The organism is Rugamonas rivuli, assembly GCF_009380165.1.
Lineage (GTDB): Bacteria > Pseudomonadota > Gammaproteobacteria > Burkholderiales > Burkholderiaceae_D > Rugamonas > Rugamonas rivuli.
In genome coordinates, this window is sequence record NZ_WHUF01000012.1 from 84,310 (window position 1) to 100,945 (window position 16,636).

Annotated in this window: 19 protein-coding genes; 8 read left to right on the forward strand and 11 right to left on the reverse strand. The window is 55.0% G+C overall.

Annotation, left to right across the window (positions count from 1 at the left end; translation table 11 throughout):
• Window positions 1-237 precede the first annotated feature (237 nt).
• Together GEV01_RS29405 and GEV01_RS30880 are read right to left on the reverse strand one after the other, a co-directional pair.
• On the reverse strand, window positions 238-939 hold the full coding sequence (locus tag GEV01_RS29405; protein WP_175023286.1) for a S1 family peptidase: 702 nt from the start codon (window positions 937-939) through the stop codon (window positions 238-240).
• Between the two features lie 11 nt (window positions 940-950).
• The gene (locus GEV01_RS30880) at window positions 951-1,325 is read right to left on the reverse strand and encodes a hypothetical protein (protein WP_175023288.1); all 375 of its coding nucleotides are present in this window, start codon (window positions 1,323-1,325) and stop codon (window positions 951-953) included.
• Window positions 1,326-1,677: 352 nt separating this feature from the next.
• Between GEV01_RS30880 and GEV01_RS29410 the strand changes: the two genes are divergently transcribed.
• Complete coding sequence (locus tag GEV01_RS29410) at window positions 1,678-2,886, forward strand: S1C family serine protease (RefSeq protein ID WP_152809792.1); 1,209 nt, start codon at window positions 1,678-1,680, stop codon at window positions 2,884-2,886.
• Window positions 2,887-2,981: 95 nt separating this feature from the next.
• Here GEV01_RS29410 and GEV01_RS29415 read toward each other — a convergent pair whose 3' ends face one another.
• From GEV01_RS29415 to GEV01_RS29440, 6 genes are all read right to left on the reverse strand, one after another.
• A complete protein-coding gene (locus GEV01_RS29415) occupies window positions 2,982-4,058 on the reverse strand; it encodes a type VI immunity family protein (RefSeq protein WP_152809794.1) in 1,077 nt (358 codons plus the stop codon).
• A gap of 17 nt (window positions 4,059-4,075) precedes the next feature.
• A complete protein-coding gene (locus GEV01_RS29420) occupies window positions 4,076-4,801 on the reverse strand; it encodes a VRR-NUC domain-containing protein (RefSeq protein WP_152809796.1) in 726 nt (241 codons plus the stop codon).
• Window positions 4,798-5,391, reverse strand: coding sequence for a PAAR domain-containing protein (locus tag GEV01_RS29425; protein ID WP_235914625.1), 594 nt, complete (start codon window positions 5,389-5,391; stop codon window positions 4,798-4,800). Before GEV01_RS29425 ends, GEV01_RS29420 begins: the two co-directional genes overlap by 4 nt.
• Before the next feature lie 182 nt (window positions 5,392-5,573).
• Window positions 5,574-6,302: a tetratricopeptide repeat protein gene (locus GEV01_RS29430; protein ID WP_152809800.1), complete on the reverse strand. Its 729-nt coding sequence runs from the start codon at window positions 6,300-6,302 to the stop codon at window positions 5,574-5,576.
• 37 nt (window positions 6,303-6,339) lie between these two features.
• Window positions 6,340-7,107, reverse strand: coding sequence for a hypothetical protein (locus GEV01_RS29435; RefSeq protein ID WP_152809803.1), 768 nt, complete (start codon window positions 7,105-7,107; stop codon window positions 6,340-6,342).
• Between the two features lie 61 nt (window positions 7,108-7,168).
• Entirely contained in the window at window positions 7,169-7,525 is a 357-nt protein-coding gene (locus tag GEV01_RS29440; RefSeq protein WP_152809805.1) for a hypothetical protein, read from the reverse strand.
• Window positions 7,526-7,637: 112 nt separating this feature from the next.
• On the opposite strand from GEV01_RS29440, the gene GEV01_RS29445 reads away from it, so the two are divergent.
• The 5 genes from GEV01_RS29445 (at window position 7,638) to GEV01_RS29460 (ending at window position 11,225) form a co-directional block, all read left to right on the forward strand.
• The gene (locus GEV01_RS29445) at window positions 7,638-7,961 is read left to right on the forward strand and encodes a helix-turn-helix domain-containing protein (protein WP_152809807.1); all 324 of its coding nucleotides are present in this window, start codon (window positions 7,638-7,640) and stop codon (window positions 7,959-7,961) included.
• A 556-nt stretch (window positions 7,962-8,517) separates the two neighbouring features.
• Window positions 8,518-9,135: a YdeI/OmpD-associated family protein gene (locus GEV01_RS29450; RefSeq protein WP_152809809.1), complete on the forward strand. Its 618-nt coding sequence runs from the start codon at window positions 8,518-8,520 to the stop codon at window positions 9,133-9,135.
• A gap of 131 nt (window positions 9,136-9,266) precedes the next feature.
• A complete protein-coding gene (locus tag GEV01_RS30990; protein WP_217428523.1) occupies window positions 9,267-9,497 on the forward strand; it encodes a hypothetical protein in 231 nt (76 codons plus the stop codon).
• 290 nt (window positions 9,498-9,787) lie between these two features.
• Window positions 9,788-10,387, forward strand: a complete 600-nt coding sequence (locus GEV01_RS29455; RefSeq protein ID WP_152809811.1) for a hypothetical protein — start codon at window positions 9,788-9,790, stop codon at window positions 10,385-10,387.
• Between the two features lie 253 nt (window positions 10,388-10,640).
• Window positions 10,641-11,225 (forward strand): hypothetical protein, encoded by a 585-nt coding sequence (locus tag GEV01_RS29460; protein WP_152809813.1) that lies wholly within the window; start codon window positions 10,641-10,643, stop codon window positions 11,223-11,225.
• A 244-nt stretch (window positions 11,226-11,469) separates the two neighbouring features.
• Here the strand turns inward: GEV01_RS29460 and GEV01_RS29465 are convergent, their stop codons facing one another.
• Window positions 11,470-12,144: a substrate-binding periplasmic protein gene (locus tag GEV01_RS29465; protein ID WP_235914627.1), complete on the reverse strand. Its 675-nt coding sequence runs from the start codon at window positions 12,142-12,144 to the stop codon at window positions 11,470-11,472.
• Window positions 12,145-12,644: 500 nt separating this feature from the next.
• Here GEV01_RS29465 and GEV01_RS29470 point away from each other — a divergent pair, with 500 nt between their 5' ends.
• A complete protein-coding gene (locus tag GEV01_RS29470) occupies window positions 12,645-13,082 on the forward strand; it encodes a hypothetical protein (protein ID WP_152809817.1) in 438 nt (145 codons plus the stop codon).
• 82 nt (window positions 13,083-13,164) lie between these two features.
• On the opposite strand, the gene GEV01_RS29475 is transcribed toward GEV01_RS29470, so the two are convergent.
• Window positions 13,165-15,213: a M13 family metallopeptidase gene (locus tag GEV01_RS29475; protein WP_328595657.1), complete on the reverse strand. Its 2,049-nt coding sequence runs from the start codon at window positions 15,211-15,213 to the stop codon at window positions 13,165-13,167.
• Window positions 15,214-15,466: 253 nt separating this feature from the next.
• Between GEV01_RS29475 and GEV01_RS31255 the strand changes: the two genes are divergently transcribed.
• Entirely contained in the window at window positions 15,467-16,054 is a 588-nt protein-coding gene (locus GEV01_RS31255; protein WP_235914628.1) for a PEP-CTERM sorting domain-containing protein, read from the forward strand.
• A 45-nt stretch (window positions 16,055-16,099) separates the two neighbouring features.
• Here GEV01_RS31255 and GEV01_RS29485 read toward each other — a convergent pair whose 3' ends face one another.
• The gene (locus GEV01_RS29485; protein WP_008447788.1) at window positions 16,100-16,567 is read right to left on the reverse strand and encodes an Lrp/AsnC family transcriptional regulator; all 468 of its coding nucleotides are present in this window, start codon (window positions 16,565-16,567) and stop codon (window positions 16,100-16,102) included.
• Window positions 16,568-16,636 lie beyond the last annotated feature (69 nt).

The following is a 16,636-nucleotide window of genomic DNA, read 5'->3' on the forward strand; positions in this document are numbered from 1 at the left end:
ACGCCCCGCTAGTCGACGGTTTTACACAGAAATTTACACACTATCGCTGCTAACCCAGATGAATAGGGGCGTGAGGATGCCTATATTAGAAATCGCAACGCTGAATTGCGCTGCATTGCCGCTACCCTTGCTGGCAGCCGTGTTTGAGGAGGCTTGGGGGCACCAGCCGCGACTTGGCGCTGTTCCAGTCGGCTTGGAGCTACTTGCTGGCTGCGCGCAGACATAACGCCGGCAATGCTAATCAGAAATCGGCGTGCTCAAGAGGCACCCGATTGGGTTGTCGCGCGCTATGGTCCTTGCATGCTGTGCCGCGACTGTCTCGATAATGCCAATATTTACGTCTATCGATAATTCTTGATCGGGCAGGCCGCGTCGCAACACCTCGCCTTCTACCGTGTCGTAGCAAGATACAACCGCGATCAGCTCAAACTCGTTGCTGTTCGGCTTGCGACCCACAACAGGGCCACCGGAAAAGCCAGGATTATTTAATCCATCAATGAAAACTAAGGACGGCGTCCCGCCTGTGTTAAAGCCGGAAACTATTCCGCGCTTCACATAAGGTGTAGGGTAATGGTTATTCATAGGTCCAAGTTGGAAGAACTTGCCGTATGGGAAGCCAAGGAAATACACGTCCTGTCCGTAGGTTGTGCTTTCTATGATCGGAAGCGTCAGGGACGGATGGGCAAGGAGCGTCGGCAGCGCAAACACAGCGATGTCTGCGCCGAAGGGCGTCATGCCGACTAGCTTTGCGGGGACAGACTCCCAATCTGCTCCTCGTTTGATTTCTAATGGTACGTCGCTACCGGAAAAGCTGTCGGGTAGAAGGTGGGCGGCAGTGATCATATACTGCCTTTCGTCGATATCCAGAACGAACGCGGTGCCTGTCTTCTGCCCGATAGATATGCAGAAAATGCGTTGAAGTACATTGGCGGTAATCAATATGATTCCTGTTAGCGTATTGGCGAAAGTGGTTGAAGCGGCCCCCAACCGTGCTGGCGGGCGACGATCTGCCATTGCGGGAGCTGTGCATTTACGCAGTCCTGACAGTACTTATGCAGTGCTTGGACGACTCGCCGGTATTCCTGATAGTCGGGAAGGTGCTTGTAGTGGTCCCAATTGATGCTGCTGAGGACACGAAATTTCTTGATAACCGAAGTCCAAGCTGGAGTACTACGGATGTAGTTGGATATGTAATGCGAGCTTTCGCGAATGTATGGGTCATTGCCGGAAATCGCCAGCTTGCCCAACTTGTTCAATAACGGCGTTGTTCCGCCAGTGACGTCCAACACTTCCAGTACGGCCTTGTATTCCTTGTCGTCCTGCACAGTAGCTCCTGTTACGTTCTCGATGACCAATTCTACGTGGAAAAACGTTACTGTAGAAAGCTCTCGCATCGACTATGTCGCGGTCGCCAGCGGGGCGGGGGGGAGGGGGCGAAGGGCCCCCCCGTCTCGCGCCGTACCATCGGTCGCCCCGTCAAAATTTTCGCGCATGGAAAAATAAAAAAAATCCCCGGCGGGTATCACGCTGAATGTATCCGGCGCACGGATAATATGACTTCCCCGTCGTGCTATGGCGATGCCTGGCAATGTCGCAGAGGGACATCCGTGAGGAGGAGTTGCCGAATCCATTGACTAAGAGTTAATATTCGCCCTCAAAATATTTCTACTGTTTCTTATGCGTTCCCGACTCGCAACATTCCTTTTATTCCTTTTCACTTCGATGTCCTGCTGGGCACAAGCCAACAAAACTCCCGTCAAGCAGCCAAATGCCAAGTTGGCCAAAGTGACAGAAGCATCATCAACGGCATTCTCTCCAGAGGAAATTTATCGTAGCGCCAAGCCCTCGGTGGTGGTAGTTCAAACCAGTCGAGCGCTGGGCAGTGGTGTTGTTATGTTAAGTGGTGATCGTGTTGGCACCTGGATCGCTACAAATGCCCATGTGGTTGCCCAAGCTGACACAGTGAAAGTCGATGTCGGCGAGTTGAGTGTCAGCGGGGCGGTGGCCTTCCGGGACGAAGCAACCGATGTAGCCTTCATCAAGCTGGAGGCGACGCAACTTGAGGACTTCTCCAGTACTCGGTTCTTTCGGTTGCCGATCAAAACAGGGCAAAAGGTTTTTGCTCTAGGGGCACCGAAAGGTTTAGTTAACACATTCACGGATGGAATTGTTTCCGGCGTACGGGTAGTCGAGGGCAAGAAGCTCATTCAGACGACAGCGGCGATTTCCCCAGGAAGTAGCGGCGGAGCCTTGTTAAACGGATATGGGGAACTGGTGGGCATGACCACCTTTAAAGTTGTAGGTGGAGAGGCGCTGAACTTCGCTATTGATATCGAATGGGTAGACCAATTGCTGGATGCCTTGCGGGCGGCTGAAATCATCCGCCTTGCGGGCACCAAGGCAACTGCGCGCTCCCTGGACGATGACTTTGTGCGGTGGCTGGCCTCGGCGGTAACGCCGGATAACAAGGCCGTTCTGGCCGAATACCAGCGCAAGTCATCGGAATATGGCAAGAACCGAACACCAGAAGGGCTGAATTCCTTCATCAACGATTTGCAGCATTTCGCTGATCTCTACTTGTCGCAGCGGACAGTGTCAGTCAGCGCCCAAACCGGCACTCAGCAGCCCGCCCGTTTGATGCTTGTGTGCGACGTGAAAATGAGCGTTAAAACACATCAGCTGACTTATGCAATTGACTTTCAGGCGGGAACTGTCAACGGCACACCTGCAGTGATTTCCCCCACGGAAATTCGCTATAACTACACCAACACCGCTGACGGGATTACGAATGTCATACTGGACCGAGTCAATGGTACAGCATCCATCAGTTCGGGCAGACCCGTCGGCAACGGTCCATGTTCCGTCTCCAAGGGGCAGGCGTTTTAAGACTGACCTTGAAACAAGCCGGCAGGAGCGGGTAGAGGCACCTCGATCAACGCAGCCTGCCAAGTATGTGATTCCCCTATGACGCCGTACAGGCGTCATAGGCAATCTGGCAGCGTCGTAGTCTCGGTGAGCTTCGGTTCGTCCAGCAGCTTAGTTTTATAGGCCATCAGTTCGGCGTCGTCGATGTCGAAGCGTTTGAGCCACTGCTCAGCGGCCCACCCATTCAGGCGCGGCTCACCCTCCTTGGAGCCGTAGTGCAAACTGACCATCGGCGCGCGCACTTCCTTGAGCAGCATGTTCGGCAATACCAACCGCGCAGGTCTGAGATGGTCGGTCGGCGCGGCCTCCGGCGTTGGCCCCGCTTGGATTACAAGGCCCGCGCCGTAGTCATAAAGTGCGAACCAGTCCATGGGTAGCTCCGAACGGAGGACCGTTAACCCTCCCACTTTTTCTACCTTCTCGTAGTTCACGGCGGTCAGCCAGGAGACAGTCTTGATGCCTTCATGGGCATGGGTCGCGCCCGCGACTGGATTCCCTACGTCTAGCCCATTGAGCTTGTCGGCCAAGAATGCCTCAAAGGGCTGGTTGTCGCTCAAGCGGACAGCAGAAAGTACCAAGCCATGACCGCCATAGCCATGGAGGGCGTTCAGCCGCTTTGCGAAACTCACGAACATTGCCTGGAACGCGGTCGGGTTCTCCTCAACGAATAACAACGGAAGGCTAAAGCGCAACGCGGACGTGCCCCGCACGATCATCTTTGCCTCCCAGCCGCGCATCCCAGAGACATCAAATTCCCATTCGCCGGCATCATGCGGCTGCTCACCACTGGTGTAAGTAAATGCGAGCAGATCGTTTTCTTTCATGCGCTTCACCATGGCACGCATCGGCGGTGCTTTGGCGTAAGCGAACTTGTCCGGTCCCTCAGGCGGCTCTTCACGCCACAGCCAGGTCAGGTGGGCCTTGGCCACGGCTTCGTACTCGTCGAAGCAGGCACATATGGCTTCGCGCACCTCGGGCAGGTGTGCATTCGTGAAGAACAGGGTGCCGGTGATGGCTGGGATGCAGCCGACGTAATCTTGCGGTCCCTGCTTTGTCAGCAGACCGCCGGGGATGCGCATCTTTTCTGGATGTTGGCGCATCATCTCGATTGGATCAAAAGGGAGTTCGCTCATTACATTTCCTTGCTTACTTAATATGCCGGTATCCTACCCGGTGGCGGGCGCTTCGTCAGGATCATGTATAGCAGCCCCGCAGCGGCGGCGGCCTTGCTGAGCGCTTCGACCGGCACCTTGGTAGATTCAGGCTCAGGCTGGTCGCAATCGCAATCCTCCGGCCCCATCAGGACGAGCTTGTTTTCGTCGCCAGCGATTTGCGTATATGCGGCGTTTTGTCGCAGGTCTCTTTTATCCGGCGGGAACTTGATCTCAACGACCTGCTTGATGTTGTCTTGAGTTGGCGGCTTGGCCGGATCGTTGACGATAACCACGTCGGGACGACGGATCATACCTTCGCCTGCTTGGAATGGCGGCCGCTGGGAGCCTTGTTCGTCAGGTGTGCTCCAGTATTTCGTGATCCATCCGGGCAGCCAATCATGCCCCTTGGTCTCCACGTCGCCGTCCATGATGGGGGCGGGAGGTTGCTTGGTCATGTCGTAATTGACCTCGGGCTTGTAGGGGCTGCGGTGATCGAGCACGCCGTCAAGCACTTTGAGCCTTCCAGACACGCATGACTGCTTGAGCGAACGACCGTCCTTGCCGGTGCCGGGCGTGTCCTTGCATTTGCAGATGGCAGAGCACAGCACTTTCTTATCCTTGGGATCGAGGCGCGGCCGGGTAATCTTGACTTGTGTGGTGGTGCCGGTGGTGGACATGCCGCCAGTCGCCAAAGGGGGAGTTGGTTGCGTTGGGTCGGTCATGCCTGTCCTTGCTCAATCAAGTCGAACGCAAGCATTTCGCTGGCGTCGCGCTCTACCCACTCGGTAAAACCTTGGCTGTCGGTGGTTCCAGTCAGATATTGACCTGCCGTAGACCTCACGCGCACAGGCTGCCCCGCCAATGGCTCACCTGAAGTAGAATCGATCACCTGGAAGCGGCCTTTGAAACGTTGACGCTCGCCGTCTACGGATGCATCTTGATACCCTGCCATGAGGGTCGCAGCAATGGCGCCCATGCCATTCGTGGAGCCAGCATCGGTAGCGCTGCCGCCAGCTCCGCCAGACGGCTCAGTGGTGGTCATAATCTGGCTAGAGATCAGCATGGCGCCGCAGGCCACCTTGCAGCCGTGGTAGGCCACAGCTTTCCCGTTGTCCGTAAAGCTGTTGTCACCCTGGCTGATGGGGAACACGCCCTTACAACGCGGGCACGCCACCATATCGCCTACCCGCGCCCAGCCCTTGCCCATCGTGTCGCAGGTAGGTGAACAGCTTATTACGGTGCCGCCGTGGCTCGTCTTGTCGCCGATAACAATCAAAGGCATGCCCATGAGAACTCCCAACTTCAGCTTCATTGATTGCATTTATAGCATGTATTTTAGATATCATGCCGCACGATGGGCGTGCCGAGTGCACTTATGACCCGCCAGCCTTTTGGGGAGTGCATCGGTTGGAGCCGCAGGGTCTCAATTTACCTGCCGTGTAGCAGTCAACAGTTGCGAGAGATCAAGAGTGGCTTCGGAGGTCGTCCAGGTCTTCAGATGGCTTGTAGGTCGGCATTTCGAGCCAGCGCCAGCCGTTCAATTTTGACCGCTTTGACCTCGGAGTAACCGTCTGGCTTCACGGCCTTGAGCACTGCCACTGCCTCATCAAACCGCCCCAGTTGCCGTAGCAGCTCACCGCGTTCCACCTGATGCTTCAGGTCGTGCTCATACAGCTCCAGGAGGCGAAGGATGTTGGCGACGGCCTCGTCCTCTGGCACAGCAGGCGGGGTTGCCATGGTGGCCTTTGGATCCCGGTAGCGAAGGTGATTATTACTGAGCCACCATATCTTGTGGCGAAGGTACATTTCGCGGGCAGGCTTTGGTGGGTCGAGCTGCGCCAGCGCGCGGCAGAGGTCCGCATAGTCTGGGGTGTCTGCTCGTTCGGCGTTCTTCAAATCATCCGCGATGGACTGCCACTCGCGTAGTTCTTTCAGGCGCCCGCTGCGGTCGCCAGTCAGCCAAATCAGGGCACGCATGATCGGGCCAATCGAACGTGGCGCCCAAGTAAGTCGCTGGATTTCTGAGGTGTCTTCCCACCAGAAGACTGCGGCGCATTGCGGGCAACGCGCGACAGGGCCATGCATGAAGTTCCAGATGCCAGAGGAGCATCCGTCGCTCCAGTGATCCAAGCCATCCATGAACATCGAGATCAATGCATGGCGCGCCACATAGCCAGTACAAGCGGGGCATTTGTGGACGATGGGGGGCGAGAAGCGGGTCATGGCGGTATGGTAGCGCGCAATGTGCGCCGACTGATTATTAACTTGATGATTCAGCTTTGACGCCAACTTTAACCAATTGTGCCTTCTCTGCATATTCGTTGATAACTGCCCTGATCCGAGGCACGGCGTACTCACCCCACTCTTTGTACTTCCAGTGCGGCCTAGCGCCTTCCATGTTATCCGGCATCGAGACCGGAGTGGCGATTCTCGTAGTTGTGCCCGCAAGGTTGAAACCATGAAAGGACACGGTGTCACCACGCAGTTCCAACTGGGGCATGGGGCGCAGCTGACCAGCCTTACCGTCCTTGCAGTTGTGGGAAAAAACCGGCTTCACCTCACGCCACACCGCAGCAATCTCCGCATTGATAGCACCGATGAATGGCTGACCGTAACGCAACCGCAGGCGGCCAAACAGCTCCTTGTTCATCATGTGTTCACGGTCTAGCCGCTGTTTTAGCGCGGATGCTTCCGTCAATCGCAGCTCCCGTTTCTGTCTTCCTTCTTCGAGTAATCGGCGTCGTTCAAGTTCTTCCGGGCTGTTGTCCACCACGCCGCCGATGTAGGTCGGCAGTGGCCCATCCCAATGATCCTCCTCGATCTCCAAATCCCCCTCAGGCTGGAATTCTTCAGCACGGTCTTGGATCAGCAGGCTATCTATACGCGGCGCACCGGCCGGGGAAGCAGCAGCGGCGCGAAGTTGTAAGCGGCCGTGGAAGTAGCAGGTGATGCCAGGCCCCGCCTCGACCAAAGCCAAGACCTCTCTCAGGCGGTCAGCCGTTAACAGTCCATTTATTTTTATATCCATCTCGACCTCACAGGGTTGTGGCGGACGGCCAGGCCGAACCTGATCGCCGTCCGCGCGACTATCACGATGCAGGCTTCACCTCAATCGATACGTCGGCCTTTGGCTTCAACTTCGGTCGCGCCAGCTCCGCGTCGCCAGCATTCAAGCACATGAACTGCACCTCCGCCTTGGGGTAGTTGCCGAACACGAAGGGCGGCTGCGCCTCTTGGGTGCTGACGACTTGCAACGACTTGCCCCGGCCCGTGCAGTAGGCGTTCGCCTCCTGGAACGCCTCTGCCTTGAGATTGCCCGAGCCGCTGAAGCCAGTCGCGGCCTGACGGCTGACCATGTAGGTGTCGGTGCCGATGGGAATGATGCCGGTGTTGCTGGCGCAGCCGGCCATTGCGGCGGCGACGATAGCGGCGAAGCAGTATTTCATTAAGGTTTGCCCTTTTGATTGCGGTGAGATTGTTTCGAGGTGGCGATACTAAGGAAACCTTAGTGTGGAGTCAATGAAATACTCAGAATATCTTAGCCTTTAGGGGCTGTGAATGTCTGTCTTTTCCAAGAGGTTGAAGGAGGCGCGTACTCGCGCCGGAGTATCGCAGGAACGACTGGGCGTGCTGGCTGGTATTGATGAAATGTCATCGAGCGCGCGGATGAATCAGTACGAGAGGGCCAAACATGAGCCTGACTTCTCGATGGTTGAGCGCATCGCCAAGGCGCTAAATGTGCCTGAATCCTACTTCTACGCGAAAGATGATGAAGCAGCTTGGTTGTTGGTGGTTTTTCACCGTTTACCCGCTGAGGCACGCTTGGACGTGCTACAGGCAATAAAGGATGTTGTGGAAAATAGAAAGACCAGTGTGCCCTAAACAGCGTTGCGCAAGCCCGTGGTAAACTTCGCAGATGCGCAGGGTTGAGATGGAAAGAGCACCACGCGACGATTTGGCGGTATTTTTGGCGGTATGCTTTTGGCTGGCCCTGCAGGAAAGCAAGGTTTCTTGGTGGCTACAAGGCATTATTCGATTCCGGCTCGGAGCACCATTACCTCATCCGCAGACGTCCACGCACGTCGCGGTTTTTCTCCTTCTCGTAGGGGAAATCTCAAATCTGAGTCCACCAAAAAGCCGTTGAGGTCTGTTGACAGCCTGCGGTTTGGTGGCATTTGAGGGGGGCATTTTTCGAATGCTCCTTAAAAACGCTCCCCTTCAATGCAGATCCCAGTCGTATCGTTTTTGACCCAGCGGTTCCTGCTCAACCTATGCCGTTGCGCCTCTCGGTAGCACGAGATAGATTTGCCGTGACAATTTGTGATTTTGTCATAGGGGCAAGCTGTTATGCTGCCCCCGTAGACCAAGTCCGGCCAAGAACGGACGGTTAGTTCTAGCAGACACGGAAGCCTGGCTAAAAATAGATTGGAGTGACTCAATGGCAGCAGATGTTGAGATGATGCTGTTCCCATCCCAGGGAGCGTTTGCGCATTGGCTTGCAGTCCATCACGAGAGCTCTGACGGAGTGTGGCTGCAGCACTCGAAAAAAGGGGCCCCAGTCCCTAGCGTAAGCTATCAAGAGGCATTGGAAGTTGCGCTCTGCTTCGGCTGGATCGACGGCCAGAAGCGGTCGCTCGATCTCCATCACTATTTACAGCGCTGGACACCGCGTCGCGCACGCAGTCTATGGTCCAAGGTCAATCGCGAGAAGGTGCTGAGGTATATTGAAGAGGGCAAGATGCAGCCGAGCGGCCTGGCTGAGATCGAGCGAGCGAAAAAAGATGGTCGATGGGATGCCGCATACGAATCGGCTAGCGTGGCAAGCGTACCGCCCGAACTGCATGCAGCATTCGCTGACCACCCAGGGGCAGCCGAATTTTTCGCCACTCTCAATTCACAAAACCGCTATGCAGTGTTGTTCCGGGTGCAGACAGCAATAAAGCCTGAGACCAAAGTACGCAAGGCGCAGGAGTATGCAGCCATGCTGGCTCGGCATGAGACGCTTCATCCGGTCATGGCGAAGAAGCGGAGCAAGGCCGTCGAGGACGCGACATAGGCGAAAAGGGGCGACTCATCGCGATGACGAACGCAAGCGACCAAGTGCAGGCATTGTTGAGGTAAGCAGGCGTTGGCGGCCATTTGCCACAGCGGTATTCTTAGTTGTATATATCTTATTAATTAATTAGCATGCAGATTGCGACGATTATTGGTTTGGCAGGTACGGTAACATGCGCAGGTCTCTTCATTAAACAAAAGAACTGGTTGCTCGCCACCGCTTTTGTTTTTTCTACGGCATATCTGATATTGGATAAGGTAATTCATATTCCGGTGGTGCCATATTTTTTGGTTCCTTGGTTTGCATACTTGTTTTTTGCTCTTGTTGCGTATGAGATTTTTCGAGCGGTGGTCCTCAAATAGTCTTATGTCGGCCAGTTGCCGACGTTCACTTGGTAGACGAATTGCGTTTATGCATTATTTATCTGAGTGACCGATTAAGGATGAGTCGTATAATATTTGAAAATATTACCTCGAATGATTTTGAGACCGCGGATAGATATGATAAGTTACGGACGTCACTGCGTTATATAGTCGACCTAACTCGCTCAGGCATATATAGCACTGGTGTCAAGATTGAGGGTTTGGCCTGAATGAATCAACAAAACCCCTTGGTTGCGTTCTAATGACCCTCTATAAACCGGAGAGAAATTATGTTCTGGAGTAATCTAAAAAACATTAATGCGCAAACAATTACGAATGTCCGACTTATGGGCGAACTAGGTAATCCTCAGAATAGGAAGAGTGCTCATCGCGGTGCTCAAGAGCTTGTCGCAATTACTGCTGGAAACACCGTTGATATTTATTCAAAAAAAGAAGATCCAGGCACTCGTGTGCGGGATCAGCAAACGGTTTATTGGCTCCCATGGTCTGGATCTCCAGGAAAGGGGCAAATTACCGAGGCCACTTGGGAAACTATTGAAAAAACCGGATGCAACTATTTTCTTACTTCTGAATTTACTGGCTGTCGCTTTGTCGTCGATGACATAGGCGTAAGCCACGTTGCTTATGGTGCAGGAAACGCGGTTGCAGGGGCCACTAATTCAGCCCAGCGCGATGCCGCTGAAGGTAATTCGCGGCTTCAAAGGAGTGGTCGGAGAAAGATGTCTGTTAGCGCAGGAGCAGGGACAGCCCTTGCTTATGACATTAACGGCTATGCGGTCGTCTTTGGGTATAAAGATGCTAGTTCAAGGTGGGCTTTTCGCGTATTTCGAGTTGATGCACTTGGAATGGTGACATGGCGCAATTTTTAGATTAAGGCAATCTCTAACAACCTGCGATCCGCTTCTGCGGCGCCCATGGATAAAAGTTATATCAGGATGGCGAGTTTTACTCGCACCGGATTACGTCGACGTCTGGTTTGATGAAGAATTATTGAGAAGCAAAACTAAAGACCCATAGCGGCCAAAACTGGACTTGTAAGCGCCCCTAAATTAAATTAACCTGATTGGATTCCGATAACGGCCACTAACTGCTGCTAATAAAAATTTAAATTAAGGAAATAATATGCCGATTCGTGCGCTAATTTTGTGCTCGAGGTTGTTGGTTTTGCTATTTTTATTGAATTTCAGTTTCGCCAAAGCGGGTAACGGTTGTGGGGGCATTGAGAACCAACTTGAGGTTACGGATTCGCCTGCACTTGCCAATAAAGTGATGCGGACTAATAATCTTGGCAGCAATCCTTTTGCCATGCACTACGTGGCTTCCTGTTATGCAATTGCCTCTTTGAACGAGAATGTTGTTGATGCCCGTTACATTCACTACAGGATGGATATTGAGGTAAAAGTGCGAAATTTGGAGGATGACGGCTATATATCGCTTGGTCGGTCCGAGTATGTCGAGCAGGGAAGTCGTATGGGTGTCAGTAATGACGCTCGTGAGCAAGCTGCTGCTATCGGTGCATCTATTGTGCTTTTTCAGTTCACCCCTATAAAGCTCGAAAGCATTCGTCGACTTGCTGACGGGAGCATTGACATTGAGTCCGCTCGTACTGCCCCATCCACGACGCCAACTGAGTTGGGATACTACCTCACCAAGGCAATATTCTTCGCAAAGAAGTCTTTGACATTCAGGGGCGTACCTGAAAATTAATTTCATCGAACCACTGGTGGATAATTTATGCGTATTATGCAGTTCATCAAGCATTGATAAACTATACTATGTGAAATTTCAAATTCTTACTGTTCAAGAGCGAGAATTTCTGCCGTTATTCGAGGGAACACTTGAGGGGGCAGCTCCTTCTTGACCTGGCCCATAGCTCGGAGTCATCTCGCTTCCAAGCCGATTTTCGATTCCGGCTCGGAGCACCACTACTCTGCATTACCCCATCGCGCTGCTAGCGATACTTGGCCAAAATCCCCTCCAGCACGCCGGTGTTGAGCAGGCGAGTTTGCGCATTGTTCAAGTCTCGCAGCGTCACGCTGCTGTATTTGGGGCGGGCGCAATACATGGAAAAACGGCTGACCACTACCGGGGTGAGCCGCAGCTTTTTAAGCTTAGGATCGGTCTTTTGCTGATACTCGAAGTCCAAGGTGCGCATGACCATGAAATCGGTCCGGTCGGCCACTTGCTTGAGCAAGGAGGACATTTCGTTGCTCGCATCGTCCCGCTTGGCGCGGCCATCGGCGAACAATTGGTCCAGGCTACGGTAGCTATAGCCGAGTACGGTTCCGATGCGCACTCCGGATAGCTCATCTATCCTCTCCACTGGCTTGCCGTTCAACGGGCCGACCAGACGTTCCTCGACATCGAAGAACGGGGCCGGCCAGTCATACAGCTTGACCTGTTCGCTGGTAAGCCAATCAGGGCTGATGAAGCAGCGCAAATCCACCAATTTTTGGGCCACCGCCATATCCTGGCGCTTGCGCGGCAACAGCACGTAAGCAGGCGTCCGCCCCAACTCTTTAGCCAGCGCATCTTGCCAATCCTTGGTGATGCCGGCGGCCAGTATCAAGCGAGCGTTCGGTCCCCGCTCCACCAAGCCAAACGGCATGGTGCGGTTCTCCAGCATGAGAAACCGGACCGGCTGCGCGGCATGCGTGTACAGAGTTGCTAAGGAGAACAAGCAGGAGACGCCTACAAGAAATTTACATCCACGCATTGAGAGCCTGCCCGCCTGTTGAGGTATGTGCCGAGACACACATTATCAACGTCAGTCGCTGTTTGCTAGTAGCGATATGCGGAAGCTGTCCCGCAAATGCCACATTTATTTGGCTGTCCGCAGGCGAGGGCGGTCGAACTCTCAGCGTGGCGGTGAGAATTTGTGACTTTTCCCTGTGGGCAAAATGGTATGCTGCGCTCCGCACAAATTGATAACTTTCAATATCACGAGTGTGATCTCTCATCATCAATTTTTCCAGCTTCGATACCTCGCAGGGCGCTGGACAGTTGGAGCGCGACTTCGCAGTGGAATATGCCGTCACCGCAGGAATTGAATGGCTCGAGTCGGAGTTGCCTCAGCTGTTTCCTGCGCTAGCCGAAAAATATATTGGAAAGTAATTCTTACTACTTATGATAAAGCGCTTTGTTGTTATTTTTTCTTTTATTTCCATCTGTGTACCGGCGCTGGCTGATACGTTCAAGTCTGAAGATGAATTGAAGCCATTTGTCGAGTCGGTCATGAAAAAAGTTGCCGTCGATGACTTAACTGGTGCTTTCAAGCTGGTGAGGCCATATCTTGCGGTGGGCGATTCCGAATTTCAATTGGCGGAATTGAATTCGAAAAACCAGAACACTCTGTATAGCAGTCGTTATGGTTTCCCGGTGGGCGTTGAATTCATTGAGCAAAAAAAGGTCGGGGAGTCGTTAATTCGGGTCGTCTATATCGAAAAGACGGAAAAACAGGCACTTCCCTGGGTGTTTTATTTTTACAAACCATCCACGGTTTGGATCTTCACTGGTTTTAAATGGAGTGACCAGTTATTTTCGGGCCTTTTTGACGAAAAATAGGCGACGACAGGCAAGGAATGGACTTAAAAAAAACCGCGAATCTCCGAGGAGAGCGCGGTTTTTTTTGTTTTGAACTATCCTTTTACCACATGATCACGCGCTGCTCAGGCGGCAGATACATCGGATCGCCCGGCTTGATGTCGAACGCCTGATAGAAGCCAGGCTGGTTCATCACGGTACCCTTCGCGCGGAACTCTCCCGGCGAATGTGGATCGCTCTTGATCTGGGCGATCGCCGCTTCAGGGCGCAGTTTAGCGCGCCACTTCATGGCGAAGCCGATATACAGACGCTGCTCGCCGGTCAGGCCATCCAGCACCGGCGACGGCTTGCCGCCCAGCGAACGCTGGTAGGCCTGGTAGGTGATCGACAAACCGGAGTTGTCGCCGATGTTTTCACCCAGGGTCAGCTCGCCGTTGATGAAGTAGCCTGGCACCGGGCTGTAGGCGCCGTATTGCTTCACCAGGCCGTTGGCGCGCGCCTTGAAGGCGGTGCGGTCGTCCGCAGTCCACCAGTTGCGCAGGCGGCCCTTGGCGTCGTACTGGCTGCCGGAGTCGTCGAAGGCGTGGCTGATCTCATGGCCGAAGGTGATGCCGAGCAGGCCGTAGTTGACCGCGTCTTCTGCCTTCACGTTGAAGAACGGCGGCTGCAGGATCGCGGCCGGGATCGTGATCGCGTTGAGCGCAGGGCTGTAGCTGGCGTTGACGGTTTGCGGCGTCATCGACCATTCGTCACGGTCCACCGTCTTGCCCAGCTTTTCCAGATTGCGCTGGCGGCTCCACACGCGCGCTGCCCGCACGTTGGCGATCAGGTCGTTCGGCTGGGTTTTCATGGCGCTGTAGTCGCGCCATTTTTCCGGGTAGGCGATGTTTGGTTTCAGGGCCGCCAGTTTGAGCTGGGCTTCCTTCTTGGTCTCCGGGCCCATCCAGTCGAGCTTCTCGATGCCGTCCTTGAACGAGGCGACGAAGTTGTTGAACATGGCCATCACGCGCGGCTTGGTTTCAGGCGGCAGGTACATCTGCACGTACAGCTTGCCGACCGCATCGCCCAGCGCGCCGTCGGTGAAGCGCAGCGCCAGTTGCCACTGCGGTTCGCTTTGCGGCACGCCGCGCACCACCGTGCCTTCGAAGGCGAAGCGTTCCTTGACGGCCGCGCTGTCCAGATAGGATGCGTAGCTTTCGATAATGCGCCAGGTGAAGTAACTCTTCCACGCTTCCAGCGGGATGTTGGCCACGGTCTCGGAGAAGCCGCCGAGGAAGCTCGGCTGGCGCACCACGGCCGACGATGCCTTAGGCGCGAGGCCGGCGGCGGCGAAGTAAGCCTTCCAGTCAAAGGCCGGCGCCAGCGTGGCGAATTTGTCGAAGTCGACGCGGTTGTACGATTTGACCGGATCGCGCATCTGCACGCGGGTCCATTGCGCACCGGCCAGGCGGGTCTCGATGTCGAGGATCTGGGCGGCGTGGGCGGCGGCGTCCTTGTCGCCGCTCATGGCCAGCATGGCCTCGATATGCTGCTGGTATTTGGTGCGCACGGCCTTGAGCTTGGCGTCGTCATCCTTCAGGTAGTAGTCGCGGTCGGGCAGGCCCAGTCCGGACTGGCTGACGTTGACGGTGTAGTGCTCTGGATCCTGCGCATCGGCGGCGACGCCGGCCGAGAACGGCGTCTGGATGCCGTTGCGTTGCAGGTAGGCGAACAGCGCCGGCAAGTCCTTCTTGTCCTTGACGGCGGCCACGTGGGCCAGGTCGGCCTGCAGCGGCTTGAAGCCGGCGGCGTCGCGGGCCTTTTCGTTCATGAAGCTGGTGTACAGGTCGGCGATCTTGTGCGCGTCGCTGCCTGGCTTGCCGGGATTTTTCAGCGTGGCGTCGATCAGTGCGCGCAGCTGCACCTGGGCGGTTTCGCGCAATTCGATGTAGGTGCCCCAGGTCGATTTGTCGGCCGGAATCTCGGTGTTGCGGGTCCAGATGCCGTTGACGTAGCCGTAGAAGTCATCCTGCGGACGCACCGCGGTATCCAGGGTTTTCAGGTCGATGCCGGAGACTGGCGCGGCGGCGTTCCCGGCCTGCTGGGCGTGCAGCGCAGGCGCGGAAAGGACGAGCAGGGCGCAGCAGGCGGCGCTGATAAGCGAACGATTCACGAAGATTCCTTTAATGTTGAAAAGCATGCAGGGACCGAGCATGCGACCCCAGATTATACCCGTCGAACAGTTTTGGTAAAGATGATTAAAAAACCATAAATCATTGAAAATCAAGGCGCTTTGGCATGCGCACCACAGTTGAGTTCGCTATCGATTGTTATTATTTCGACAGCGTGCTATTGTTGACTCGTTGTGTTTTCAAAATGACAATTACATTTCAATATTATCAATAAATTACAGAAACGGGGATATCATGACGGTGAAATCTGCATTGAAGGCTAGCGTATTGGTCGGGCTGCTGGGTTTGGCGCTGCAAGCGCAGGCGGCGACGATTCTGATGAATTTTGACGGCGTCACGACCTACGCTGCGGTCGACGAGTTCTACAACGGCGGCACCGACAGCGCCGGGGCGTTTGGTGTGAATTACGGAGTCAGCTATCACGATTTCCTCACGGTCGATGGCAGCTACGGCCAAACCTCGTTGCCCAACCTGGCCTATAACGGTGTGGAAATGGCCGTAGCCAACGTGGCTGCGGGCTTCACCAGCCTGTCGTTCACCTCCGGCGCGTTTTCGACTTCCTATATGGACGTGTACTCCGGCCTGAACGGCACTGGAACTTTGCTGGGTTCGGTACAACTGGGTAGCAATCCTTATGCCTTTGCTGCTACCTCGGTAACGTTCAGCGGCGTGGCGCAGTCCTTCGTGTTGCGTGGTGGCTCTGGCCAGGCGGGCATCGACGACGTGCAGATCACCACCGTGCCTGAGCCCGAAACCTACGGCATGATGCTGGCCGGCCTGGCCCTGGTCGGCGTGGCTGCGCGCCGCAAGCAGCGCGCCTGATCCGCCGCGCTTCGTAGAGCCGCCTCCGGGCGGCTTTTTTTTTGCCTACAGCGGCAGCGCCGTTTCGTACTTCACCTCGCGCAACGCCACGCTGGTGTTGACCTGCGATACGCCATTCAGCTTGACCAGCACGTTGTGCAGGAAATCGTGGTACGCATCCATGTCGGCCACGATGACCTTGACCATGTAGTCCGAGCTGCCCGTGGTTTCGTAGCATTCCACCACTTCCGGCCGCAGCCGCATCGCTTCCTCGAACTGTTCGACCACGCCTTCCGCATGCCGCAGCAGCGAGATGTGCAGCAGGCAGACCACCGCCAGCCCCAGCTTGCGGCGGTCGACCAGCGCAGTGTAGCGGACGATGTAGCCGCTGTCTTCCAGCTCCTTCTGCCGGCGCCAGCACGGGCTGGCCGACATGCCGATCTTTTCCGCCAGCTCGTTCGATGAAATCCTGCCGTTTTTTTGCAGTTCGGCAAGGATTTTGACCGAGGCCGGGTCGATAGAAATGTTTTTCATTTATTTGCTCGTTTTGAGAAAGATTTTCGCCATTCTAGCGCTGGAAATCGATGAGATAGAAATAATTTT